Genomic DNA, 22,963 nt, shown 5'->3' with positions numbered 1-22,963 from the left:
CCCGCTGAAGGGGCCAGCCAAAGGAATCTTCATGGACAGCACTTCGCTCGCGCTGCTGGAACGCATCTTTCTTACGGTTTTCCCTCTGACAGCCATTGTCAGTGTCGGTTTTTTTTATGCCAAGGCCAGGCATACCGATATGGCAATTGCCAACCGCATCAACATTGATGTTTTTTGTCCGGCGCTGATCTTTTCGGTCATGTCCGCCAAGTCCTTCGACTTGCCGACTTATTCCAACCTTGCGATTGGCGCTTTGATCGTCGTATTGGGCTCAGGCCTGCTGATCTGGCCTTTATGTCGATTTCTGGGTGTCCAGGTAAAAACCTTTCTGCCACCAATGATGTTCAACAACAGCGGCAACCTTGGCATTCCACTGCTGGTTCTGGCGTTTGGAGAACAGGCACTGCCGGCTGCTGTCGTGCTGTTCCTGGTGGAAAACCTGCTGCACTTCACCGTTGGCATTTATATGCTCGACCACCGTACCAATCCGTTTAACGTTCTGCGGATGCCCATGATCATTGCGACCATTGCAGGTTTGCTGGTCAGCTCCTTCGACTGGACCCTGCCAGGTGCTGTGCAAGTACCCATTGACATGCTGGGACAGATCGCGATCCCGTTAATGCTGTTTGCATTGGGCGTTCGGATGACCAGTGTCGATTTTTCCAACTGGAAAATAGGCCTTTGGGGCAGTTTGCTGGCTCCGGTCAGTGGCATCATCATGGCACTAGCGCTACAACCCATCTTGCAGCTTGAACCCATACAGTTCAGCTATCTGTTGATGTTCGGCGCGCTGCCGCCTGCCGTACTCAACTACATGATGGCAGAGCGCTACAATCAGGAGCCCCAACAGGTTGCCTCAATCGTGTTGCTGGGCAATATCAGCAGCCTGGTTGTCATCCCCGTCGCTCTGGCCTTTGCGCTTCAGGTCAGCTGACAGGAATGTAAAAAGGGCCGGCATATGCCGGCCCTGTGTCTGTATCGTTTTACTGAGAGCCGCCGGTCTGGAGCAGAATCAGCTCGCGATTCTTCTCAACCGTGGCCGGTCCTATTCCTTTGACATCACTCAGTTGATCGACCGCCACGAACGGACCATTGGCTTCACGGTAGGCAACAATGGCTTCCGCTTTGGCAGGCCCTACCCCATTCAGTGCAGCAGCGATCTCACTGGCAGTTGCAGTATTGATATCCACCGGTTCTGCAGCCAGTGACAGGGGAGAAAAAAACAGGGCAGACGAGAGCAGCACTGTGCTCAGCAGACGTTTAATCATGATCGAGTCCTTTCGTTCAAGGGGAAGAAAGCCAGCCATTCCTTGACCGGCTTGGATCATCATAGGCAAGAGCTTTCCCAAGCTGAAGCCTTGCCCGGTGAGTTATTGACTCTGATCAGCCTTTACGGGCCAAAAGAGCGGCAGAAACTTCTTGCTGAATACGCACAGCAACCTCAGCTGGCGACTCGGCCTGGGTAATCGGCCTGCCAACCACCAGATAATCACTGCCGATTTCAATTGCTTGTGCCGGTGTCATGATACGACGCTGATCTCCCTGATCGGCATCGGCAGGCCGAATCCCGGGCGTCACCAGGGCAAAGGGCTGATCAATCGCCTCACGAATCGCTGAAACCTCTTGTGCCGAGCAGACCACCCCATCCAGACCGGAAGATTGAGTCAGCCTGGCGAGCCTTACCACCTGCTCCATAGGATCCAGATCCAGGCCAATTTCGGCCAGATCTTCACGCTCCATACTGGTCAGCACAGTAACAGCTATCAGCAGTGTACGGTTATTCTGTACCTGCTCCAGTTGCTCGCGTGCAGCTTCCATCATGCGACGACCACCGGACGCATGCACATTAACCATCCAGACTCCCATCTCGGCGGCTGCACGTACGGCGCGCGCCGTGGTATTGGGAATATCATGAAACTTAAGGTCCAGAAAAACCTCGAATCCCAAACGGTGCAAAGCCTCAACAATTCCGGGGCCACAGCGGGTAAACAGCTCCTTGCCCACTTTGACACGGCATAATGCCGGATCCAGCTGTTTTGCCATTCGCAACGCAGCATCCTGATCGGGATAATCGAGAGCGACAATGATTCGTTTGGTATCGGTGGTCATTTTAATATCTCTTACTCGCCTTCAAGGCCCTGTATGGGCCCTATCGTGCCCCACTGCTTGCAGGACGGGCATTGCCAATGCAACGTCCGCCCTGAAAAACCGCATTGGCCGCACTGATAAATGGGTTTACTCAGTTCCAATTGGCCGGTCAGTCCCCGCAAAACACTGAGGCTCTGTCTGGCACTCTGGGAACCATAGTCAATATGCATATCGATCAACCGGTTGAACCCCCTGATCGATGGACGCTTTTTCAACTCTTCCGTGAGAAATTTCCCCGCAGCATACACATCTTTTTGCTGCCAGATCATCTCAGCCAAAGCCATGATGACCGTTGCCGATGGAGCCTGTTGCAGGCACCTGCGCAGATAGGTTTCGAACTCTGGTTCGGCCCCCAATGCCCGATAACATTCAGCCAAAGGCGCAATGGTTTCAGACACATACTGTGAATCCTGCTCCAGCACCTGCTTAAGTGACTTGATCGCCTGACGCCAGTTTGATTGTGCTATCTGCATTTTTGCCCTGATAAGGCTTGCCCTGCAGCAGGCACGATCATAACTCAAGGCCTGACGAAGATACTGCTCGGCTGCTGCGATATCTCCCTGACGAAGAACAACTTCGGCACGCTCACAACAGTAGTGAGCCAGCTCATGCTGAACCTCAACAAGGTCACTGCCATGAAGCTCGCGCGCCATATCCAGTGCCTGCTGCCATTCCCTTTCCTTTTCGTACAGCTTGATCAGCAGCAGTTGAGCCTTGCGACGCGCACCTGCATCAGCGGCACGCAGGATAATATCTCGCAGCAGATTTTCTGAACGATCCAGAAGCCCCAAGGCGTCATAATCACGAGCCAAGGCCATCTGAATGCGGAGAAAGTCAGATTCTTGCAGGTCGGGACGTGCCAAAAGCTTTTGATGAATGCCAACGGCGCGATCCACTTCTCCCTTACGACGGAACAGCTTTGCCAGGGTCAAATGTGCCGGAATCGTATCAGAGTTGATCTCAAGTGCGCGAATAAAACTTTCGATGGCTTCATCGGTATTTTCGTTGATCAAGTGATCAAGACCGATGAAGTATTCCTTGTTCAGGTTGTTGGCGGGTTCAGCTTCCTGACGGTTCAATGACTGTATACGGCCCAACCACCAGCCTGCGCCCACTGCCAGAAACAGCGGAACAATCAGCAGGTAGTCAGACAGCATTTCAGTTTGAGTTTTTCAGGCCCGCCGTGCGCAATTGATCAAGCTCCTTACGGAACGCCTGTTCTTTGCGACGAGCAGACCTCAGTCGGGTTTTGAGCGCAAGCAGAGTGAAAGAACTCAACACCATGCCGCAAACTCCACCCAGCACAAATACCGCAATCAGCCAGAGAGAAAGACTGGCTTCAGGCAGCGTCAGGAACACCAGATCAATTTGCACCGGTTGGGTGTTATGGATGGTGAATAGAATGCCTATGCCGATCACAATCAGTGCCAGCAGGGTCAGGATCAGTTTTTTCAGCCAGTTCACGCCTTCATCCTCTGCAGTTGACCGGCATAATTATGACAGGGAACTCAATAGCCGGCTTTAAGCCCATCGTTCACCTGGTCTCGAAGCTCCTTACCGGGTTTGAAGTGAGGAACATATTTGGCCGCCAGGGGAACGGCTTCTCCCGTTTTCGGGTTACGCCCCATCCGGGGTGCACGATAGTGTAACGAGAAGCTGCCGAAACCGCGAATTTCGATGCGCTCGCCTGTCGACAGGGCATCGGTCATGTGGTCCAGCATGGTCTTGACAGCCAATTCTACATCTTTGACCGACAATTCGGGATGGGCATCAATCAAACGCTCGATTAACTCTGACTTGGTCATAACACCTCCGGTTGAGACCGAAGGCTCCGTGAGCACGGAGCCTCAGACTAGAGCGACGCTGGGATCAGGAATCCTGCTTTTTCATCTGTTGTTTGATCAGGTCACCGATAGTGGTCGGTCCCTGCTCCTGAGGTGCCTGCTCCTGCACCGCCTTCATAGCCTGTTTTGCCTGAGCTCGTTCCATTTGACGCACAGAAAGGTTCAGTGCGCGATTACGGCGATCCACACTCAGGATGGCGGCTTCAAGCTCATCGCCGACCTTGAGCTCAGTGGTCAAGTCAGCAACATGAGCTTCAGACAGCTCGGAGACCTTGAGCACACCTTCGACACCCTCAGCCAGAGCAACCGTCGCCTGACGTGGATCCACCTCCTGGATAACACCGGTGACGATACTGCCTTTCGGATGCTGGTCAGCAAACTGTGCAAAAGGATCAGAGTTCAGCTGCTTGACACCCAGAGCGATTCGTTCCCGTTCCGGATCAACGGACAATACCAGAGCTTCAACTTCATCGCCCTTGCTGTAGGCTTTCATCGCTTCTTCACCCGGCAGATCCCAGGAGAGATCCGACAGGTGCACCAGACCATCAATGCCACCATCAAGACCGATGAAGACACCAAAATCAGTAATGGAGCGGACACGGCCCTTCAGCACATCCCCCTTGGCATGTTCGCTGGCAAACTTCTCCCATGGGTTGGTCTGGCACTGCTTCATGCCCAGAGAAATGCGGCGACGCTGCTGGTCGATATCCAGAATCATGACCTCGACTTCATCACCGAGCTGGACCACTTTGGAGGGATGGATATTCTTGTTGGTCCAGTCCATTTCGGATACATGAACCAGCCCTTCGATACCCGGCGCAATTTCAGCAAAGCAACCATAATCTGTCAGGTTACTGACTTTGGCCTTAACCCGGCTACCAACGGAGTATTCGGAGGTCAGCTTGTTCCATGGATCTTCCTGCAACTGTTTTAGACCCAGGGAAACGCGCTTGCGTTCGGCATCATACTTCAGCACTTTAACGTCGATTTCATCACCAACGGTCAGCACTTCGCTCGGGTGCTTGACGCGCTTCCAGGCAATATCGGTAATGTGCAGCAGGCCATCAATACCACCCAGGTCGATGAAAGCACCGTAGTCGGTCAGGTTCTTCACGATACCTTTGACGACCAGACCTTCTTCCATCTTCTCCAGCAGCTTTTCACGTTCCTGGCTGTAGGCCTCTTCCAAAACAGCTCGACGAGACACCACCAGGTTATTGCTGCGCGCATCAAGCTTGACGATGCGCAGCTCCAGTTCCTGACCTTCGAGATGCGAGGTGTCACGCAGAGGGCGAATATCAACGAGAGAACCGGGAAGGAAGGCATTCAGTCCGTTGACATTGATGGTCAGACCGCCACGTACACGACCAACAATGTGACCCTGAACATTCTTGCCTGCTTCATAGGCATCTTCCAGCACTGCCCAGGCCTCGATACGCTTGGCGCGTTCGCGGGACAGGACGGTAGAACCAAAGCCATCTTCCAGGGATTCAAGAGCAACACGGACTTCGTCGCCCACCTGAAGATTGCACTCACCCTTGTCATCACGGAACTGTTCCAGAGGGATAACCCCTTCAGACTTGAGTCCTGCATTGACGATCACAAAATCGTTATCAATCGCCACCACAGTGCCGGTCACAATGGAACCGGGCGCCATGTCCAGCTCTTTCAAACTCTCTTCAAACAGCTCCGCAAAACTTTCGCTCATTACCGTCCCTTCCCAAGTTTGGCTACATCAACGCAGCCCTCTATGTCTGGCTTCATCCAGTACGGCTTGCAACACCTCATCAATGGTCATTTGGGTGGTGTCGAGCCTGACTGCATCTGGTGCTGGCTTCAGCGGCGCAATCGCACGATTCATATCTCGCGCATCACGGGCTTTAATATCGTTCAATATATCATCAAGGCTAGCACCGGGTTCCTTGCTAATCAACTGCTTATAACGGCGTCTTGCTCGCTCTTCCGCACTGGCATCCAGGTAGACCTTCAATTCGGCCGACGGGAACACAACAGTCCCCATATCACGACCGTCTGCCACCAGCCCCGGGGCCTGTGCAAAGTCACGTTGACGGTTCAGCAACGCTCTTCGAACCGGTCCGAGCGCGGCTATCACAGACGCATCCTCTCCAACCCTTTCATTACGGATTGCGTGGGTGACCTCTTCCCCTTCCAGAATGATCTGCACAGCCTTGCCGCTATCAGATGCCTTGAACTGGACATCCAGATGTTCGGCCATGACTTCCAGCGCTTCCACATCATCCAGTTCAACACCATGATGACGAGCTGCCAGGGCGGTCAGACGATACAGCGCCCCGCTGTCGAGCAAATGCCAACCCAACTCCTTCGCCAGCAACTGACAGATAGTGCCCTTGCCTGATCCACTGGGGCCATCAACCGCGATGACTGCTATCTGTTTATTCTGGATGGACATCAGTCCTCCTCCTTATGAACGTTCAGACCAACCCGCTGCGCCTGTTCAACAAAATCCGGATAGGCTGCCAGCAGAGTTCCACTCTGGGTCACTGTTATCGTTTCAACGCTGCACAAACCGGCTGCCAACAGGGCCATTGCCACTCGGAGACTGCCCTTGGCATCGACACTACCGGCCCGCAAGCTGCCGCCGGTGATTCGGATACTGTCTTCATCCTGCTCAACCGCCGCACCAAGCTCAACGAGCAAGGTCACGGTTTTGTGCACAGGATCATCTTCCTTGTGCTTCAAGCGGGCCAGACCACTGAAACGGCTCTCGCCTTCTGCCACCGCAGCCGCGACGAGCAACAGTGGCAACTCATCCAGAGCAGGTGCCAAGAGCTCTGCATCAGCATCAATTCCCTTGAGTCGCTGTCCTGCCTCAATCACCAGATCAGCAACAGGCTCACCCAGTTGCTCTCTCCGATGCTCAAGCGTTATGCCTGCACCCATTTGCTGCAGTAACACCAAGGCACCGATACGGCTGGGATTAATCCCCACGGCACGCAATCGATAACGGCCACAGCTGTGCTCAGAACCGGCGGCAAGCATGAACAGTGTCGCCCAGGACATATCCCCTGGCACATCAATGTTGGTGGCTTTCAAACTATCGCCCGGAACCAGCCTGATACCGGCATCCGTACGCTCAATATCGGCCCCCATCGCTGCCAGCATGCGCTCGGTATGATCCCGTGTCGCCACCGTCTCACGAATGCAGGTTTCACCTTCGGCCCAAAGACTGGCCAGCAGCAGGGATGACTTGATCTGCGCACTGGGTACCGGCAGACAGTAATCGATCCCCCGCAACTGCTGCCCACCTTTTATACGCAGGGGCGCACCACCTTTTTCACCGGTTTCGATCAACGCCCCCATCTGTCGCAAAGGCTCCGCAACCCTTGTCATGTCACGCAGGCACAAGGCTTCATCACCAAACAACTCGGTATCAAATGACTGAGCGGCCAACACACCGGCCAACAAACGCATGGCGGTAGCCGAATGTCCCAGATACAAGGGTCCTGGTGGCGGCTTTAGTCCGTTAAGGCCAACCCCGAATACCCTGACCTGCCCCTGATGCGGTCCTTCGATCACCACACCCATGTCACGCAGCGCCTGCAAAGTCGCCAGACTGTCCTCGTTCTCGAGGAAACCGTTAATGTCTGTTACCCCTTCAGCGATCGCCGCAAGGATGATGGCTCGATGCGAAATCGATTTATCACCGGGCAGACTGAATTCACCGTTCAAACGAGCTCCACCTCGGGCGCGCAAGTTTACCGCTCTCGTATGATCGTTCGATGAATAGCTTGCCTTGTTCAGCAAACGGGTAAAGTGGTCACGTGCTGCCTTGGCGCGGGTAAAGATTCCCAGCATGCCCTCGCTGTCACCCTGATCGATGGCACGCCGCAAACGTGCCACGCCTTGGGTATAGCGATCAATTTGGGCCAGGATGGCGTCCCGATTGGCAATACAGATGTCATGCCACATGGTGGGATCACTGGCTGCAATACGGGTAAAGTCGCGGAAGCCTCCGGCAGCGTAGCGGAAGATATCGAGGTTTTCTTCCTCTCGTGCAAGTGTGTCGACCAGTGAGAACGCCAACAGATGTGGCAGATGACTGGTTGCCGCCAAGACTTCATCATGCCGCCCCACCTCCATCTGCAACACTTCTGCTCCAACCGCCTGCCAAAGGCGCGCCAGCTCAAGAGTGGCGTTAGGGTCGGTTTCAGGTAATGGGGTCAGTATGACTTTATGATGTTCGAACAGGTCTGCATCTGACGCACGCACCCCGCTCTTTTCAGCACCGGCAATGGGATGCCCTGGGATAAACGTTGCCGGCAGGTGTCCGAAAATTCGGCGCGCTGCTTGAACCAGGTTCCCCTTGGTACTGCCCACATCAGTCACCAGGGTTTGGAGCTTCAGATGAGGGCGGATCATCTCCAATACGGTTTCCATTGCCTTTACAGGCACTGCCAGTACGATCAGATCAGCTCTCGAGACCTCTGCCGCCAGATCCTCAGCGACCCTGTCGATCACACCCAACTGCAGCCCCAGACGACATTCATCCAGGTTACGGTCGGCGCCCACCACTTCTCCGACACAGGAACGGGTTTTCAGTGCCTTGGCCAGTGAACCGCCGATCAGTCCCAGACCAATAATCAGAACACGCTCGAGACGATATTTTGACGTGGAGGTGTAATTCAGCACGCGAGCACCTGCCTCAAGGCCCGCAGGAAGCGATCGTTTTCTTCCGGCAGACCGATGCTGATCCTGAGATGCTGTGGCATTCGATAGGGTGCCAATGGACGCACAATGACGCCTTCATGCAGCAGCGCCTCGAACACAGGCTGAGCTGGGCGCGCCACATCAACGGTGACAAAGTTGCCATACGAGGGAATAAAACCCAGCCCCTGCAATTTGAGCCCTTCTTCAAGCTGCTGCATGCCATCCCGGTTAAGGTCAACGCTGCGTTTCAGGTAATCATGATCAGACAGTACCGCTTCGGCTGCCGCCAGCGCCAGATGAGAGACATTGAAAGGCTGCCTTACCCGATTGAGCAGGTCTGTGATTTCAGGATTCGCAGCGGCGAAGCCAACTCTCAGCCCCGCCAGCCCCCAGGCTTTGGAAAACGTTCGGGTAACTATCAGGTTGGGGTATTGGGGCAACAACTCAAGACCATCAGGAAAATCTGCTGACTCAACGTACTCGGTGTAGGCTTCATCGAGCACGACAATAACCGTCTGAGGAACAGAATCCAGAAATGCCACCAGCTCTTCGCGCATCAATGCCGTGCCGGTGGGGTTGTTTGGGTTGGCAATAAAGAGCAACCGGGTTTTGTCCGAAATGGCCTCGGCCATTGCCTGTAAATTATGGCCGTAGTCGCGAGCAGGTGTAATGACTGCTTTTGCGCTGCAGGCCTGAGTCAGAATCGGGTAGACCGCAAAGGCATACTCGGAAAAGACCACCTCATCATCCGGATTCAGGAAAGCGCGTGTGATGAGCTCCAGCACATCGTTGGATCCATTCCCCAGCGTCAGTTGATCGGCAGCCAGACCGTAGTATTGCCGCAAAGCACGCTTGAGACCAAAGCCATTACTATCCGGATAACGGGTCGATTCCGACAGTGCACTTTCCACCGCAGCCATGGCCATTGCGCTGGGACCCAGCGGGTTTTCATTACTTGCCAGCTTGATGATGTTGCTGATACCCAGCTCACGCTCAAGCTCCTCCACCGGTTTGCCGGCTTCATAGGGGTGCAGTCCCTGCACGCCAGGTGTTGCCAGTGCCATAAAATCGCATGACATGTGTTGGCATCCTTCTGATCGAGTAAAAACTTACAAAACGGCTTTCGGGTAGGATCCCAGATGTTTGACCTCCACCTGCAGGTCATTCAGCTCGGTCAGCAACTCGGCAACCCCGCTATCACTGACATGCCCTTCAAAATCAATATAGAACAGCATTTTCCAGTCATGTTCCCCGCTGCTACGAGTCTCAAGACGAGTCAAACTGATCTTACGCCGATGGAAGGGAGCCAGCAGATCATGCAAGGCCCCCGGCTCATCACGGCATACCAACAACAGGGAGGTTTTGTCTTCGCCGCTGGGACCAATGGCATCACGCCCCACGACCAGATAACGAGGACAACGGTTGAGTTGGCCTGTCGCAGCGTCAGGTGACAACTCGACTTCGCCGCAGATATAAAGATCGAAACGACGAAAAAGATCCAGTGTGTGCCTAATCAGGCCTGCATCCTCGCTTTCGATCGGCACGACGGCATAGTGCGCCTCACCGTTTTCGACTGAGGTGAACACCTGCTCAAGGCTGTCGAGTGCCTGACACTTGGCAGCCTGACCGAAATGCTTTTGTGCCGCCTGCTGGATAAACGTTCCCTCAGGACCGAGGAATACGATCTTGAGGGGTTCTTCAAGCGCGAGGCATACGGACATTATTTCACGAAACAACCGACCGACAGTGGCATCCGACAGCGGGCCTTCATTGCGAGCCATCACCGCACGCAACACCTGGGCCTCTCGCTCGGGGCGATAGAACACCGGCGTTTCATCCCCCTGACGAAAACGTTCCTTTACTTCGGCAACCTGCTGCGCAAGGCGTGCACGGTCGTTCAGCAACTGATGGATCTGGCGATCGACACTGTCGATTTGGTCACGCAGAACCCGCAGTTCCGCTTCCTGCGCTCCGCCCGCCGGCGGTTGATTCGCACTCATCTCAGGCCTGCTCTTTCTCGAAACGCTGCATGAAGTCGATCAGGGCATCCACTGCTGCTTCCGGCACGGCGTTGTAGATGCTGGCACGCATGCCGCCAACAGAACGATGTCCCTTCAGGTTGAGCAGTCCTTCGGCTTCAGCCAGCTCCAGAAAACGCTTTTCCAGAGCCGTATCAGCCAGGGTGAAGGGAACATTCATGATCGAGCGGTTGTTGATCGCGACCGGGTTGGCGTAGAAGTCACTGCCATCAATAGCCGCATAGAGTTTGGCGGCCTTGCGACGGTTCACTTCTGCAATCGCCTCAACCCCCCCCTGGCGCTTGAGCCACTGGAACACCAGCCCCGCCAAATACCAGCCAAAGGTCGGCGGCGTATTGTTCATCGAGTCGGCATCAGCATGAATTTTGTAGTCGTACATGCTGGGTGTACCGGCCAGGGTCTGGCCGATCAGATCTTCGCGCACAATGACTACGGTCAGTCCTGCCGGACCGATATTCTTCTGTGCACCGGCGTAAATCAGGCCAAAGCGGCTGACATCAACGGGCGCCGACAGAATATCAGAGGACATGTCGGCAACCAGCGGCACCTTGCCACTATCCGGAATATAGTCAAACTCGACACCACCGATGGTTTCATTGGTGGTGTAGTGCAGATAGGCCGCATTCGAATCCAGCTGCAGCTCGGATTGAGCCGGTGCCGAAGTGAAGTTGTTGGCCTCAACGCTGGCAGCGATGTTGACGTTGCCGTAGCGCTGAGCCTCCTTGATGGCCTTCTTCGACCAAATACCGGTATTGATATAGTCAGCCGATGCCGCGCCACGTAGCAGGTTCATCGGTACCATTGCGAACTGGGCGCTCGCACCACCCTGCAGGAAGAGCACCTTGTAGTTGTCAGGGATGCCCATCAGGTCACGCAGGTCCTGCTCGGCCTGCTCGGCCACACCGACATACTCGGCACTGCGGTGGCTCATCTCCATAATGGAGAGCCCTTTATCATGCCAATCCAGCAGCTCTGCTTGCGCCTGCAACAGGACCTCTTCCGGCAACGCCGCTGGACCTGCACTGAAATTGAATTTGCGCGTCATATCTGTTTTTGCTTCCACTTGTATAAACGGAAATTATTCATCACCGGTATCAGGCACCGTTTCGCCAGCAGCCTCATCAGCGTCAACGGTAACATTCGACTCAGCAGCCACTTCCTCGCCTTCGTCAGCGTTTTCGTCTTCCTCGGGCTCTTCGATGCGGGCAATACCGACCAGAGCCTCTTCTTCAGCCAGACGAATAAGCATCACACCCTGGGTGTTTCGACCCAGGCTGGAGATTTCACTGCTGCGAGTACGTACCAGGGTACCCCGGTCGCTGATCAGCATCACGTCGTCACCCTCAAACACCTGAACAGCTCCGGCCAACTGACCGTTACGCTCGGTGCACTGCATGGCAATTACACCCTGTCCACCACGACCACGCAGCGGGAACTCGTCCACACGGGTTTTCTTGCCATAGCCGTTCTCGGATGCGGTCAGCACTTCACCGCCTGCCTGAGGCACGATCAGCGCGATAACGCGTGCATCGTCGTCCAGTTTCACGCCACGCACGCCGCGAGCCGTTCGGCCCATGGCTCGTACATCATTTTCGTTGAAACGAATTGCCTTGCCGGCACTGCTCACCAACATGACATCGTCCTGACCACTGGTCAGGGTAGCGCCGATCAAACGGTCACCTTCAACGATATCCAACGCAATCAAGCCGGTGCTGCGTGGACGCGAGAATGCATCCAGTGGTGTCTTCTTGACGGTACCGTTAGCGGTCGCCATGAAGATGAAACGTTCAGGGTCAAACTCCTTAACTGGCAGAATGGTGCTGATCCACTCATCCTCGGCCAACGGCAGGATATTCACCACCGGGCGACCACGTGAAGCACGACTTGCCGGCGGGATCTCATACACTTTGAGCCAGTACACCTTGCCCATATTGGTGAAGCAGAGCACGGTATCATGGGTATTCGCGATCAGAAGGTGCTCGATAAAGTCCTCGTCCTTCATCGCTGTGGCCGACTTGCCCTTACCGCCACGACGCTGCGCCTGGTAATCGGTCAGCGGCTGAGTCTTGGCATAGCCGGCATGGGAAATGGTCACCACCATGTCTTCTTCGGTGATCAAGTCTGCTACGGTCAAATCCTGCATGGAGGCCTGAATCTCGGTGCGACGATCATCGGCATACTCGGCAACCAAAGCTTCAAGCTCTTCGCGGATCACTTCCATCAGGCGCTCGTAGGACCCCAGGATGTGCAGCAATTCCGCGATCTTCTCAAGCAGCTCACGATATTCCGCAATCAGCTTTTCGTGTTCCAGGCCGGTCAAACGGTGCAGGCGCAGATCCAGGATTGCCTGCGCCTGAAGCGGCGACAGGTAGTAGTGGCCATCTCGCAAACCGAACTGAGGCTCAAGGTCTTCAGGACGGCAAGCCGTTTCACCGGCACGTTCCAGCATGTCGGTGACGTTGCCCGGTGCCCATGCCGTAGCGATGAGGCGTTCCTTGGCTTCAGCCGGAGTGGGCGAGCTCTTGATCAGCTCGATGACCGGATCAATGTTGGCCAGCGCTATCGCCAGGCCTTCCAGAACGTGACCACGCTCACGCGCCTTGCGCAGTTCAAAGATGGTACGACGGGTCACGACTTCGCGACGGTGGCGTACGAAGCATTCCAGTATGGTTTTCAGATCCAGGATCTTGGGCTGGCCATCGACCAGTGCAACCATATTGATGCCAAAGACGCTCTGCAGCTGAGTCTGAGCAAAGAGGTTATTGATCACCACCTCGGGGACTTCACCACGACGCAGCTCAATCACGATGCGCATACCATCCTTGTCGGACTCGTCACGCAGCTCACTGATCCCCTCGATCTTCTTCTCTTTGACCAGTTCTGCAATCTTCTCGATTAGACGAGCCTTGTTGAGCTGATACGGGATCTCGGTGATCACCAGCATCGGCCGACCGTTTTTGGGATGATCTTCGACGTGATGGCGGGCTCGTACATAGATACGTCCACGACCGGTGCGGTAGGCCTGCAGGATACCGGCACGACCGTTGATAATGCCGCCAGTGGGGAAGTCGGGACCTGGAATGGACTCCATCAGCTCATCGATGCTGATCTCCGGGTTATCAATCAGCGCCAGACAGCCCTTGACCACTTCACCCAGGTTATGAGGGGGTATATTGGTCGCCATACCCACCGCAATACCGGCAGAGCCATTGACCAGCAGGTTCGGAACGCGGGTCGGCAGAACAGCGGGAATTTTCTCGGTGCCATCGTAGTTATCAACGAAGTCCACCGTTTCCTTGTCCAGATCAGCCAATAACTCGTGAGAGATCTTGGCCATACGGATTTCGGTATAACGCATGGCTGCCGCCGAGTCGCCATCCACGGAACCGAAGTTGCCCTGGCCGTCGACCAGCATGTAACGCATGGAAAAATCCTGCGCCATGCGGACGATGGTGTCATAGACCGCACTGTCACCGTGCGGGTGGTATTTACCGATGACGTCGCCGACTACACGCGCCGACTTTTTATACGGCTTATTCCAGTCGTTGTTCAGTTCGTTCATGGCGAACAATACACGCCGATGAACCGGTTTCAAGCCGTCACGCACATCCGGCAGAGCTCGGCCAACAATCACACTCATGGCGTAATCGAGGTAGGACTGTTTCAGCTCGTCTTCAATGTTGACTGGCAGAACTTCTTTGGCTAAATCACCCATTCGCACAGCTTTCCTTGATCCGGTACCCGAGCACGCCCTGATGGCGCGCTTATAAACTGCGGAAGTATACCACAGCGAGGATCAATTCACGCTAGATACGACAGCCAGACCAAAATTGCAGACTTTAACCCAGCATCCTTCTTAACGAAGCCGGCAAGGCATTGCGTCGCTTGCTCAGCAACGGTACGAGCTTTTGCTGCCAAAGCTTTTGCGACGTCATCGGGTCCAGCCCAAGTTGGCGCTGATAAGCTTCAATAAAGGGTGCTGAGTGACTCTGTTTATTCAAGTATTCCAGAACCCAGCTCGACAGGTGTATGAGGGCAACTGCATCACGCCAGACGGAAGGCAGCTGCTCTGGTGGCAGCCGGTAAGGATAGTGCTGCTGAGCAACCACCTTCCAAATTGCTTCCGGTAACAGCCAGCTTTGCAACAGCAGCCCTCCCGCCACACCGGATGGCGTCTGCCTGATGAAGGGCTTGCTTGCCGGTTGCTGAGACTGCATGACAGCCAGAACGACACGACCGATATCATGCAACAGCGCAATTGTGGATAACTCAGCAGGACGCGCTCGACCGGTCAGCTGCGCCATCGCGAAAGCAATGTATGAAAGGGTGACCGCGCGCTGGTGACTCGCCCTGAAACCCTCCGTATCAGGCAGTGCCTTACGCAGAGTTTCAGCCATGATGATTTGATAGACGCCTTCATAGCCAAGCAGAGTGACCGCATGACTGACATCTGTAACCTGATGCCCAAAATTGTAGGCCGGGGAATTGATCGCCTTGAGCAGAGTAGCTGTCATAGCCGGATCTTCCCTGACCATCTCGATCACCTGACCATGAGTACTGTCCTGGTCCAGCAAACGCTCCATCAATTCAAGACTGGACACAGGCAATCGCGGAATACGTTCAATGATTGCTTGCAGACCATCAGAGCGTTCCAGTCCAGCCTGCTGCCCTCTCATTTCGACCAAGGCATTCACTGACAACTGTCGACAGCTTTGCCTCAAACTGGCCTGTTCCTCCATCAGCGCAGACATGATTCGCACAACGGCAGACTGCCCTCTCTGCAGCAGGGTGATCTGAGTCTGCTCACGCAGCTGTTCAAACTGCGACCTGGACAACACCAGAATATGGCTGCGAACCGAGGCCTCCAGAGCCACGCCTCGAAGGTCCGATAAGAACTCCGACAAGGCATTGATTGCCAGGCCAGCCGGAATCTCTATGGGTGACTCGGACACACCATTGAGGTTCAGCCCACCTTCCATGACCAACAGCATGCGCTGTGCAAGCTCCGGACGCTGCTCCCACAGGTTCGAACCAGCCTCAAAATGAAGACTGTCTGCCCGGTTGAGCAACTCTATCATCGCCTGCTCCGACAATCCGGCCCAGCCTCTTCGGGGTTGCCCCTTGTTTTCAGACACAGTGCTGTCAGCGCGCTTCCACAAATCGATCATACTTTCCCCCTGCTCACAAATGGCATCCCGATTTCCGAGCCAAACGCCATAATGCTAGAATGCGCGCTACTGGAATCTTGAGCAAGGGCACTGAGCATGAAAGAGGATCGCGGGCTGAATCTCGACCCGGCCGAAATTGCCAAATTTGAAGAACTCGCCAGCCGCTGGTGGGATCGGGACAGCGAGTTCAAACCTCTGCATGACATCAACCCGCTGCGGGTCGACTTCATAGACCGTATTGGCCAACTGGCAGGCAAGCAGGTGCTGGATGTAGGCTGCGGCGGCGGCATCCTGTCCGAAGCCATGGCTCATCGTGGCGCCGAGGTCAGTGGCATCGACATGGGTGAAGCACCGCTCAAAGTAGCCAAACTTCACGGTTTAGAAAGCGGCGTCAAGGTCTCGTATCGCCGCATTACTGTCGAAGACCTGGCTGAAGAACACCCCGAGCAATACGACATCGTCACCTGCATGGAGATGCTGGAGCATGTCCCCGACCCCGCCTCGGTAGTACGCGCCTGCGCCCGCCTGGTCAAACCCGGCGGCAAGGTATTCCTGTCAACGCTGAACCGCAATCCCAAAAGCTACCTGTTTGCCATTCTGGGTGCAGAAAGGGTGCTCAAACTGGTTCCTGCAGGCACTCATGATTTCAACAAATTCATCCGCCCCGCCGAACTCGGCCAGATGGTTCGAAGTGCAGGCCTGGAGATTGAGGAGATGACGGGACTGGTCTACAACCCTCTAACCAAGGCCTATCGTCTGGACAGCTCGGATGTCGATGTAAACTACATGCTGGCCTGCCGCAAAGAGGTTGATTGATGAATTTCCCGGCGGCCGTACTTTTCGATCTGGACGGTACTTTGCTTGACACGGCTCAAGATTTTCATCGCGTCGTCAATCGAATGCTGACTGAAGCAGGCCGCCCCGAAATCGGCTACGACTCACTGCGCACCCAAGTATCCAACGGCGCACGCGCAATGGTCTGCCATGCGTTCAAGCTCGAGAGTGATGCCGAGGACTTTCCTCGGCTGCACCAGCAATTACTGGATTACTATGCCGAGCAACTGATCATCAGCAGCAGCCTCTTCCCCGGCATGCTCGAGCTGCTGGACTGGCTGGACCACAACGGGATTCATTGGGGTATTGTGACCAACAAGCCCAAACGCTTTACTCAACCATTATTGAAAACTCTGGACCTGGATACTCGCTGCGGCAGCATCATCTGCCCGGAAGACGTCAGCCGAGCAAAACCGGACCCTGAAGGGCTGCTGCTGGCATGCCATCAGCTTGGTGTGGCACCCGAGCATAGCGTCTACGTCGGCGATCACGTCCGGGATATTGAGGCAGGCCGTGCAGCCAACATGTGCACCATCGCTGCCGGATGGGGCTATCTCAATTCCGGGGAAACACCCGAAGAGTGGTGCAGCGACCATATCAGCCATCGCTCTACTGATCTTCAACCGCTGCTACACTCAATCATGAAGGCCAGTTAATATCTGCTTTTCGCCCGACTCATACCAAGGAGCTTAGGATGTTTCACTACGACGCCCCAGCCGGCCTACTCAAAGACCGCATCATTCTGGTGACTGGCGCTGGCGAGGGTATAGGCCGAGCCGCCGCCTGGCAGTATGCGGCGCACGGCGCCACTGTGGTACTGCTGGGGCGAACCCTGGAAAAGCTGGAGTCACTCTACGATGAGATAGAGAATGCAGGCTACCCTCAACCTGCCATCGTACCGATGAACCTCGACTCTGCCACCGAGCATGACTACATCGAACTGAGCAACCAGCTGTTTGACGAGTTTGGCCGCTTGGACGGCGTCCTTCACAACGCGGGACTTCTGGGGATGCGTACCCCGCTGGAAACATACGACCCCATCACCTGGGAACAGGTAATGCGTGTCAATGTGCACGCCCCCTTTCTGATGACGCAATCCCTGCTTCCACTGCTGCAGCGCTCCGAGGACGCATCAATCATCTTCACGTCCTCCGGTGTCGGCCGCAAAGGGCGCGCCTACTGGGGTGCCTATGCAGTCTCCAAGTTTGCAACCGAAGGCATGATGCAGGTACTGGCAGACGAACTGGAAAATACTCCCAACATCAGGGTCAATGCAATCAATCCCGGGGCGACACGCACTCAAATGCGTGCATATGCCTATCCGGCCGAGCCACCTGAAAGCAACCCGACACCCGCCGAAATCATGCCTTTGTATCTGTATTTAATGGGAGCGGACAGCCGCCAGATCAACGGCCAATCTCTGGACGCTCAGGGTGATGAAAGCGCCTGAGCCCCATCCATGAAACAAAAAAAGGGGGCTAAGCCCCCTTTTTTTAAGCACTGCTGCCGTGTTTACACGCGACGACCGCGGCGACTGACATTACGCTTACCAACCGAACGAGCTTTGCTTCGCTTCTTACCTGCAGTGCGTGGCTTCTCTTCTTCACTTTGTCCCTTGATTACTTCCTGACGCACACGCTGACGCTTGTATAGACGTTTTTCCTTTTCAGACTCCAGCGGTGTCGGATGGTGAGTACGCGCCACATCCAGCCCCACCTCTTTCGACAAGAGGTCAACCTCTTTCGGGGCCAGCTCACGCCAGGTACCCACCTTGATATCACTGGGCAGGAAGACGGGACCAAAACGAACCCGCTTCAGACGGTTCACCTGTAAACCCTGAGATTCCCAGAGACGACGAACTTCACGGTTACGACCTTCCATAACCACGCAGTGATACCACTTGTTGGCGCCCTCACCATCGAAGTAACGCACGTCAGTAAAACGTGCCATGCCGTCGTCCAGCAAGACCCCCTGCTTGAGGCGCTCCAACATCGCCTCATCCACATCACCCAATACCCTTACAGCATACTCACGATCAATTTGCATTGATGGGTGCATCATGCAATTAGCCAGCTCACCATCGGTGGTAAAAATCAGCAGACCACTGGTATTGATATCCAAACGCCCAATCGCCACCCAACGCCCCTGCTTCAGTGGTGGCAGATTGTCGAAGACAGTAGGACGACCTTCCGGGTCATGACGAGTGCAAACTTCACCCAGCGGCTTGTTATAAACCAGCACTCGACGTTCGGCCGTTGCCGAAAAGGTCAGCTCAACTTCCTTGCCATCGACACACACGCGATCCTCAGCTGTTACCCGGTCACCAAGGGTCGCTGGATGGTCGTTCAAGGTTATACGACCACTTTCTATCCAACGCTCCATCTCACGACGCGAGCCAAAACCGGAACGCGCCAAAACTTTCTGCAATTTTTCATCATGCATTTTGACGTCTCCTGAGGCGCTCCAGGTAAGGACCGCCCGAATATATCCTGAAAAATTAAAAAAGCCCCTTCAGGTATTCCCGAAGAGGCTTCGAACCGAAAGCATGATGCCTGATCAATCCAGAGTCGGCAACTCTTCCTTGGTCAGGTTATGCTGATCCATGTACTCACGGAAAGCGATCGGGGTACGACCACGGCCAGACCAGCTATGCTCATTACCTTCGCTATCGGTGATAACATACTTTGCCTTGACTGATTTACGCGAAACAGGCTCAACTCCCTGCTTGAGCTCATCAAGGCCGATTCCCGCTTCCTTCATCAGACGCTGAATTTCTTCAACCTGCTGCTTCTTGGCCTGCTCCATTTCAGCCTGACGCTGGGCAGTTTCCTCGATTTCAGCACGAATATCGTTCAGGTCCGCAATTACCTTGTCGATGTCTGCCAGACTCATTTCCTGGCACTGTTTGCGTAAAGAGTTCTTGCGAGTCAGTATCTTAATGAAGTCAGTCATTTTAAAGCGCCATTAGTCAGTCGTTAATTACGTTTAATTATCGCTATAAAAGACTTTTTTTCAATAAAAAGAGAATAATTATTTAAAATGTTCGGTATTACCAGCCCCTTCTCGAACAACTTCAGGAACATCATCCACCATATTGATTACGCTGGTGGCTTCCATACCGCAATAACCACCATCAATGATGAGATCAACCTGATGCTGCAAGAGATCACGCATTTCATATGGGTCCGTCATTGGCAACTCCTCTCCAGGCATTATCAATGAGGTACTCATTATGGGCTCACCCAACTGAGACAACAGGGCCGACACTATCGCATTATCAGGTACACGAATACCGATGGTCCGACGCTTTGGATGCAATAAACGGCGTGGTACCTCAGTTGTGGCTGGTAGAATAAACGTGTAAGCGCCTGGCGTGTGCGCTTTTAATAACCTGAACTGCTGATTATCAACTTTGGCATACGTACCAATTGAGGACAAATCGTCACAGACCAGAGTAAAGTTGTGCTTATCATCCAGACGACGAATCTGCTTGATTCGATCGACTGCTTTTTTGTCACCCAAGTGACACCCCAGTGCGTACGCGCAGTCCGTTGGGTAAATGATGACTCCCCCTTGATGGAGAATTTCAACCGCCTGCTGAATCAAACGTTGCTGAGGGTTATCTGGATGAATCTGAAAAAACTGGCTCATGCTTAAGCCTCCTGTATCAATGTGCACCCTGTATCAGGCTCGAAGGGGCATATCCGTATAAAACTGATGAATAAGATGTCTGGGCGAATCCACCTTAGGAAAGCGCCCCAAACCGGTCCAATGATGCGCCGGGTTATGGAAATCACTCCCGGAGGAAACCTTCAAATCCAGCGCTTCGGCTTGTTTGAGCATTAATCGAATGTAATCCTGGCTAATACCGGGATAGGCAACCTCAAACCCATCCATACCAGCTTCAGACAATGACGATAAAAGCAGTCTGAGTCTGGAAAAGGTCATATTGTATTTGGTTGGATGAGCCAAAATCGCAAATCCGCCACTCTCTTGAACAATAGCAATGGACTCGCTCACCTCTGGCCACTCAGCCTTTACATCACCCGTTTTACCCTGGCCAAGATAACGATCAAAAGCTTCGTTTTCACTGCTTACGAACCCTGCTTCCACAAGCGCTTTGGCAAAATGCGGCCTACCTATCTGTCCACAGCCTGCAAACTTTCGAGCGCGCTCCAGAATATCCTCTGGAGCGCGCTTGGCGCGCAACTTGGTGGCAATAACCTCGGCCCGCTTCTCACGCAACACTTGCAGACGTGATTCATAATCTCGCCAGCCCTCATAGTCCGGATCAATCCCGAGCCCAAGCAGGTGAAGCGTACGCTTATTCCAGAGGCAGGTTAATTCAACCCCGGGTATAAATCTGATTCCCAACCGATCTGCGGCAATCTGCGCTTCCTTTAAACCAGCAAGGGTGTCGTGATCAGTCAAAGCCAGACAGCGGATCGAATTCTCGGCTGCCTGCTCAACCAGCTCAGCCGGGGACAGCGCACCATCAGATGCTGTACTATGCATATGCAGATCAAACTTCAATTGCTCTGCAAGGTTCAGGTTGGTCACGATTAGGGGCGCACCTTCATATTCACTTACTGGTCAGATTAGCAGGACGATGAAACTATTACTCGACTTTCTTCCAGTCATTATATTCTTTGCCGTATATAAATTCAGTGGCGACATCATTTTGGCCACTGCCGTCCTGATTCCTGCCACGTTGTTACAAATGGCTTACACCTGGATCAAGACTCATCGCATCGAAAAAATGCAGCTGGTTACTCTCGGTCTGGTCGTTGTGCTTGGGGGGGCCACAGTGTTACTTGACGATAAGGCGTTCATTCAGTGGAAACCGACTGTAGTTAACTGGTTATTCGCGCTGGCATTTCTCGGCAGTCACTTTATCGGCCAAAAACCCATCGTCCAGCGCATGATGGAGAGCAGCATTGAACTTCCCGAGCGTATCTGGCGCCAACTGAATATGGGCTGGACCGTCTTTTTCGTCCTGATGGGAATACTTAATCTGGCAGTTGTCCACACCATGAGCGAAGAAGCCTGGGTCAATTTCAAACTCTTCGGCATGCTTGGCTGCACACTGGTGTTTATCATTGCCCAGGGGGTGTACATTTCCCGTCATATGCCTCAGCAGGATCAACATAACGGAGAACAATAATGTATTACGCCATCATGGCTGAAGATAAGCCAAACGTCCTTGATAAACGCATGGCAGCGCGCCCGGATCATCTGGAGCGACTGGAGCAGCTTAAACAGCAGGGACGACTGCTCGTCGCCGGGCCGCATCCCGCCATCGACAGTGAGGACCCAGGCCCGGCGGGCTTTACTGGCAGCCTCGTTATTGCCGAATTTGATTCACTTGCAGATGCCCAGAATTGGGCCGATGCCGACCCTTACTTCGCGGCCGGTGTTTATCAGAAAGTCACCGTCAAACCGTATAAAAAAGTTCTGCCTTAAGCTAGTATAGCTGTTAGCTGATGCAGCCTTGAAACAACAGCTTGTATGGAATACAAGCGTTCTGCTGCTGTTAAGGCGAAATTTGCTGTAATGTACTAAACTGTTTGCAAATTCAAACATCCACCTGGCACAAGGATATAATGATGAAAAAAATTGCAATTGCTGCTGGATTGGCGATCGCCCTGGGCGCTTCTGCCGCTCAGGCTGCAGTACCGGGTTATGCCACAAACTCCAGCGACACTATCTGGCGCACCAGCTTCGGTGAGTGCTGGCACACTGGTTTCTGGACTCAGGAACAGGCGGTTGAAGGCTGCGACAACGTAATGGCCAAAGCTGAAGAACCGGCTCCGGCTCCGGCTCCGGCTGCCATGGCTGACGTTGAGAAGAAGTTCGCCCTGTACTTCGACTTCGACAGCACCCAGGTTGGTGATGTAAGCAACATCGTTAACTACATCGGCTCTCTGGCCAGCCTGCAGAGCGTTAAGCTGGTAGGTTACGCAGACTTCATCGGTTCTGCAGCTTACAACGAAAAGCTGTCTGAGCGTCGCGCACGCGCCGTTGCTGCCAAGCTGGAACAGGCTGGTGTTGACGCAAGCAAAATGGCTATCGGCTTCATGGGCGAGTCCGCCCCGGTTGCAAACTGCACCGGCCGTGGCGCTGAGCTGATTGCATGTCTGCGTCCGGACCGTCGTGTAGACGTTGAAATCATGGGTCAGAAGCGCGTTCAGCAGTAATCTGCTCAACCGCCTGAAGCTCACAAAAAAGCCGGCTTGATGCC

The 22,963-nt window shown here is 54.2% G+C and carries 24 protein-coding genes; 7 read left to right on the top strand and 17 right to left on the bottom strand.

Features of this window, described 5'->3' with window-relative positions; translation table 11 throughout:
* Positions 1–31: 31 nt before the first annotated feature.
* Positions 32–934 carry an AEC family transporter gene (locus LN244_RS04300; protein ID WP_239041617.1) on the top strand — a complete coding sequence of 301 codons (903 nt, stop codon included), beginning with the start codon at positions 32–34 and terminating at the stop codon, positions 932–934.
* Between the two features lie 49 nt (positions 935–983).
* Here the strand turns inward: LN244_RS04300 and LN244_RS04295 are convergent, their stop codons facing one another.
* The 13 genes from LN244_RS04295 to LN244_RS04235 form a co-directional block, all read right to left on the bottom strand.
* Positions 984–1,268 carry a ComEA family DNA-binding protein gene (locus tag LN244_RS04295; protein ID WP_275424707.1) on the bottom strand — a complete coding sequence of 95 codons (285 nt, stop codon included), beginning with the start codon at positions 1,266–1,268 and terminating at the stop codon, positions 984–986.
* Positions 1,269–1,383: 115 nt separating this feature from the next.
* On the bottom strand, positions 1,384–2,109 hold the full coding sequence (gene pyrF / locus LN244_RS04290; RefSeq protein WP_239041616.1) for an orotidine-5'-phosphate decarboxylase: 726 nt from the start codon (positions 2,107–2,109) through the stop codon (positions 1,384–1,386).
* An 11-nt stretch (positions 2,110–2,120) separates the two neighbouring features.
* Positions 2,121–3,305, bottom strand: a complete 1,185-nt coding sequence (lapB, locus tag LN244_RS04285; RefSeq protein WP_239041615.1) for a lipopolysaccharide assembly protein LapB — start codon at positions 3,303–3,305, stop codon at positions 2,121–2,123.
* A 1-nt stretch (position 3,306) separates the two neighbouring features.
* Entirely contained in the window at positions 3,307–3,612 is a 306-nt protein-coding gene (locus LN244_RS04280; RefSeq protein WP_239041614.1) for a LapA family protein, read from the bottom strand.
* A 44-nt stretch (positions 3,613–3,656) separates the two neighbouring features.
* Entirely contained in the window at positions 3,657–3,953 is a 297-nt protein-coding gene (gene ihfB / locus LN244_RS04275; RefSeq protein WP_239041613.1) for an integration host factor subunit beta, read from the bottom strand.
* 64 nt (positions 3,954–4,017) lie between these two features.
* The gene (gene rpsA, locus LN244_RS04270) at positions 4,018–5,700 is read right to left on the bottom strand and encodes a 30S ribosomal protein S1 (protein WP_239041612.1); all 1,683 of its coding nucleotides are present in this window, start codon (positions 5,698–5,700) and stop codon (positions 4,018–4,020) included.
* A 27-nt stretch (positions 5,701–5,727) separates the two neighbouring features.
* Positions 5,728–6,423 (bottom strand): (d)CMP kinase, encoded by a 696-nt coding sequence (gene cmk / locus LN244_RS04265; RefSeq protein WP_239041611.1) that lies wholly within the window; start codon positions 6,421–6,423, stop codon positions 5,728–5,730.
* Entirely contained in the window at positions 6,423–8,663 is a 2,241-nt protein-coding gene (locus LN244_RS04260) for a bifunctional prephenate dehydrogenase/3-phosphoshikimate 1-carboxyvinyltransferase (RefSeq protein ID WP_239041610.1), read from the bottom strand. The genes cmk and LN244_RS04260 overlap by 1 nt, the downstream gene beginning before the upstream one ends.
* Positions 8,657–9,760: a histidinol-phosphate transaminase gene (gene hisC, locus LN244_RS04255; RefSeq protein ID WP_239041609.1), complete on the bottom strand. Its 1,104-nt coding sequence runs from the start codon at positions 9,758–9,760 to the stop codon at positions 8,657–8,659. Before hisC ends, LN244_RS04260 begins: the two co-directional genes overlap by 7 nt.
* Before the next feature lie 30 nt (positions 9,761–9,790).
* Positions 9,791–10,681 carry a chorismate mutase gene (pheA, locus tag LN244_RS04250; protein WP_239041608.1) on the bottom strand — a complete coding sequence of 297 codons (891 nt, stop codon included), beginning with the start codon at positions 10,679–10,681 and terminating at the stop codon, positions 9,791–9,793.
* Position 10,682: 1 nt separating this feature from the next.
* Entirely contained in the window at positions 10,683–11,765 is a 1,083-nt protein-coding gene (serC, locus tag LN244_RS04245; RefSeq protein WP_239041607.1) for a 3-phosphoserine/phosphohydroxythreonine transaminase, read from the bottom strand.
* Positions 11,766–11,798: 33 nt separating this feature from the next.
* Positions 11,799–14,435, bottom strand: a complete 2,637-nt coding sequence (gene gyrA, locus LN244_RS04240) for a DNA gyrase subunit A (RefSeq protein WP_239041606.1) — start codon at positions 14,433–14,435, stop codon at positions 11,799–11,801.
* Between the two features lie 124 nt (positions 14,436–14,559).
* Positions 14,560–15,888 (bottom strand): HDOD domain-containing protein, encoded by a 1,329-nt coding sequence (locus tag LN244_RS04235; RefSeq protein ID WP_239041605.1) that lies wholly within the window; start codon positions 15,886–15,888, stop codon positions 14,560–14,562.
* Between the two features lie 96 nt (positions 15,889–15,984).
* Between LN244_RS04235 and ubiG the strand changes: the two genes are divergently transcribed.
* Genes ubiG through LN244_RS04220 form a run of 3 tightly spaced genes read left to right on the top strand, consistent with a single transcriptional unit; the run spans position 15,985 to position 18,172 of the window.
* Positions 15,985–16,704: a bifunctional 2-polyprenyl-6-hydroxyphenol methylase/3-demethylubiquinol 3-O-methyltransferase UbiG gene (gene ubiG, locus LN244_RS04230; protein ID WP_239041604.1), complete on the top strand. Its 720-nt coding sequence runs from the start codon at positions 15,985–15,987 to the stop codon at positions 16,702–16,704.
* Positions 16,704–17,378, top strand: a complete 675-nt coding sequence (locus LN244_RS04225) for an HAD family hydrolase (RefSeq protein WP_239041603.1) — start codon at positions 16,704–16,706, stop codon at positions 17,376–17,378. The genes ubiG and LN244_RS04225 overlap by 1 nt, the downstream gene beginning before the upstream one ends.
* A 38-nt stretch (positions 17,379–17,416) precedes the next feature.
* Positions 17,417–18,172 carry a YciK family oxidoreductase gene (locus LN244_RS04220; protein WP_239041602.1) on the top strand — a complete coding sequence of 252 codons (756 nt, stop codon included), beginning with the start codon at positions 17,417–17,419 and terminating at the stop codon, positions 18,170–18,172.
* 62 nt (positions 18,173–18,234) lie between these two features.
* Here the strand turns inward: LN244_RS04220 and rluB are convergent, their stop codons facing one another.
* From rluB to LN244_RS04200, 4 genes are all read right to left on the bottom strand, one after another.
* The gene (gene rluB, locus LN244_RS04215) at positions 18,235–19,164 is read right to left on the bottom strand and encodes a 23S rRNA pseudouridine(2605) synthase RluB (protein WP_239041601.1); all 930 of its coding nucleotides are present in this window, start codon (positions 19,162–19,164) and stop codon (positions 18,235–18,237) included.
* 114 nt (positions 19,165–19,278) lie between these two features.
* Positions 19,279–19,674 carry an H-NS histone family protein gene (locus LN244_RS04210; protein ID WP_239041600.1) on the bottom strand — a complete coding sequence of 132 codons (396 nt, stop codon included), beginning with the start codon at positions 19,672–19,674 and terminating at the stop codon, positions 19,279–19,281.
* A 78-nt stretch (positions 19,675–19,752) separates the two neighbouring features.
* The gene (locus tag LN244_RS04205; RefSeq protein WP_239041599.1) at positions 19,753–20,373 is read right to left on the bottom strand and encodes an L-threonylcarbamoyladenylate synthase; all 621 of its coding nucleotides are present in this window, start codon (positions 20,371–20,373) and stop codon (positions 19,753–19,755) included.
* A 33-nt stretch (positions 20,374–20,406) separates the two neighbouring features.
* Entirely contained in the window at positions 20,407–21,282 is an 876-nt protein-coding gene (locus tag LN244_RS04200; protein WP_239041598.1) for a PHP domain-containing protein, read from the bottom strand.
* Between the two features lie 49 nt (positions 21,283–21,331).
* On the opposite strand from LN244_RS04200, the gene LN244_RS04195 reads away from it, so the two are divergent.
* The 3 genes from LN244_RS04195 to LN244_RS04185 all read left to right on the top strand — a co-directional run bounded on the left by LN244_RS04195 (position 21,332) and on the right by LN244_RS04185 (position 22,919).
* Positions 21,332–21,886, top strand: coding sequence for a septation protein A (locus LN244_RS04195; RefSeq protein WP_239041597.1), 555 nt, complete (start codon positions 21,332–21,334; stop codon positions 21,884–21,886).
* A complete protein-coding gene (locus LN244_RS04190) occupies positions 21,886–22,185 on the top strand; it encodes a YciI family protein (protein ID WP_239041596.1) in 300 nt (99 codons plus the stop codon). Before LN244_RS04195 ends, LN244_RS04190 begins: the two co-directional genes overlap by 1 nt.
* Before the next feature lie 143 nt (positions 22,186–22,328).
* Positions 22,329–22,919, top strand: coding sequence for an OmpA family protein (locus LN244_RS04185; protein WP_239041595.1), 591 nt, complete (start codon positions 22,329–22,331; stop codon positions 22,917–22,919).
* The last annotated feature ends 44 nt before the right edge of the window (positions 22,920–22,963 follow it).

The organism is Marinobacterium sediminicola, assembly GCF_022343685.1.
Classification (GTDB): domain Bacteria; phylum Pseudomonadota; class Gammaproteobacteria; order Pseudomonadales; family Balneatricaceae; genus Marinobacterium; species Marinobacterium sediminicola.
This window is presented reverse-complemented; position numbering and strand designations above follow the sequence as displayed.

Coding starts and splice junctions, on each gene's coding strand:
- rpsA (WP_239041612.1), bottom strand. CDS start 5,700: ATGAGCGAAAGTTTTGCGGAGCTGTTTGAAGAGAGTTTGAAAGAGCTG.
- cmk (WP_239041611.1), bottom strand. CDS start 6,423: ATGTCCATCCAGAATAAACAGATAGCAGTCATCGCGGTTGATGGCCCC.
- serC (WP_239041607.1), bottom strand. CDS start 11,765: ATGACGCGCAAATTCAATTTCAGTGCAGGTCCAGCGGCGTTGCCGGAA.
- pheA (WP_239041608.1), bottom strand. CDS start 10,681: ATGAGTGCGAATCAACCGCCGGCGGGCGGAGCGCAGGAAGCGGAACTG.
- LN244_RS04210 (WP_239041600.1), bottom strand. CDS start 19,674: ATGACTGACTTCATTAAGATACTGACTCGCAAGAACTCTTTACGCAAA.
- gyrA (WP_239041606.1), bottom strand. CDS start 14,435: ATGGGTGATTTAGCCAAAGAAGTTCTGCCAGTCAACATTGAAGACGAG.
- pyrF (WP_239041616.1), bottom strand. CDS start 2,109: ATGACCACCGATACCAAACGAATCATTGTCGCTCTCGATTATCCCGAT.
- LN244_RS04220 (WP_239041602.1), top strand. CDS start 17,417: ATGTTTCACTACGACGCCCCAGCCGGCCTACTCAAAGACCGCATCATT.
- LN244_RS04205 (WP_239041599.1), bottom strand. CDS start 20,373: ATGAGCCAGTTTTTTCAGATTCATCCAGATAACCCTCAGCAACGTTTG.
- ubiG (WP_239041604.1), top strand. CDS start 15,985: ATGAAAGAGGATCGCGGGCTGAATCTCGACCCGGCCGAAATTGCCAAA.
- LN244_RS04195 (WP_239041597.1), top strand. CDS start 21,332: ATGAAACTATTACTCGACTTTCTTCCAGTCATTATATTCTTTGCCGTA.
- hisC (WP_239041609.1), bottom strand. CDS start 9,760: ATGTCATGCGATTTTATGGCACTGGCAACACCTGGCGTGCAGGGACTG.
- LN244_RS04235 (WP_239041605.1), bottom strand. CDS start 15,888: ATGATCGATTTGTGGAAGCGCGCTGACAGCACTGTGTCTGAAAACAAG.
- LN244_RS04295 (WP_275424707.1), bottom strand. CDS start 1,268: ATGATTAAACGTCTGCTGAGCACAGTGCTGCTCTCGTCTGCCCTGTTT.
- LN244_RS04300 (WP_239041617.1), top strand. CDS start 32: ATGGACAGCACTTCGCTCGCGCTGCTGGAACGCATCTTTCTTACGGTT.
- LN244_RS04190 (WP_239041596.1), top strand. CDS start 21,886: ATGTATTACGCCATCATGGCTGAAGATAAGCCAAACGTCCTTGATAAA.
- ihfB (WP_239041613.1), bottom strand. CDS start 3,953: ATGACCAAGTCAGAGTTAATCGAGCGTTTGATTGATGCCCATCCCGAA.
- LN244_RS04185 (WP_239041595.1), top strand. CDS start 22,329: ATGAAAAAAATTGCAATTGCTGCTGGATTGGCGATCGCCCTGGGCGCT.
- lapB (WP_239041615.1), bottom strand. CDS start 3,305: ATGCTGTCTGACTACCTGCTGATTGTTCCGCTGTTTCTGGCAGTGGGC.
- LN244_RS04225 (WP_239041603.1), top strand. CDS start 16,704: ATGAATTTCCCGGCGGCCGTACTTTTCGATCTGGACGGTACTTTGCTT.
- rluB (WP_239041601.1), bottom strand. CDS start 19,164: ATGCATGATGAAAAATTGCAGAAAGTTTTGGCGCGTTCCGGTTTTGGC.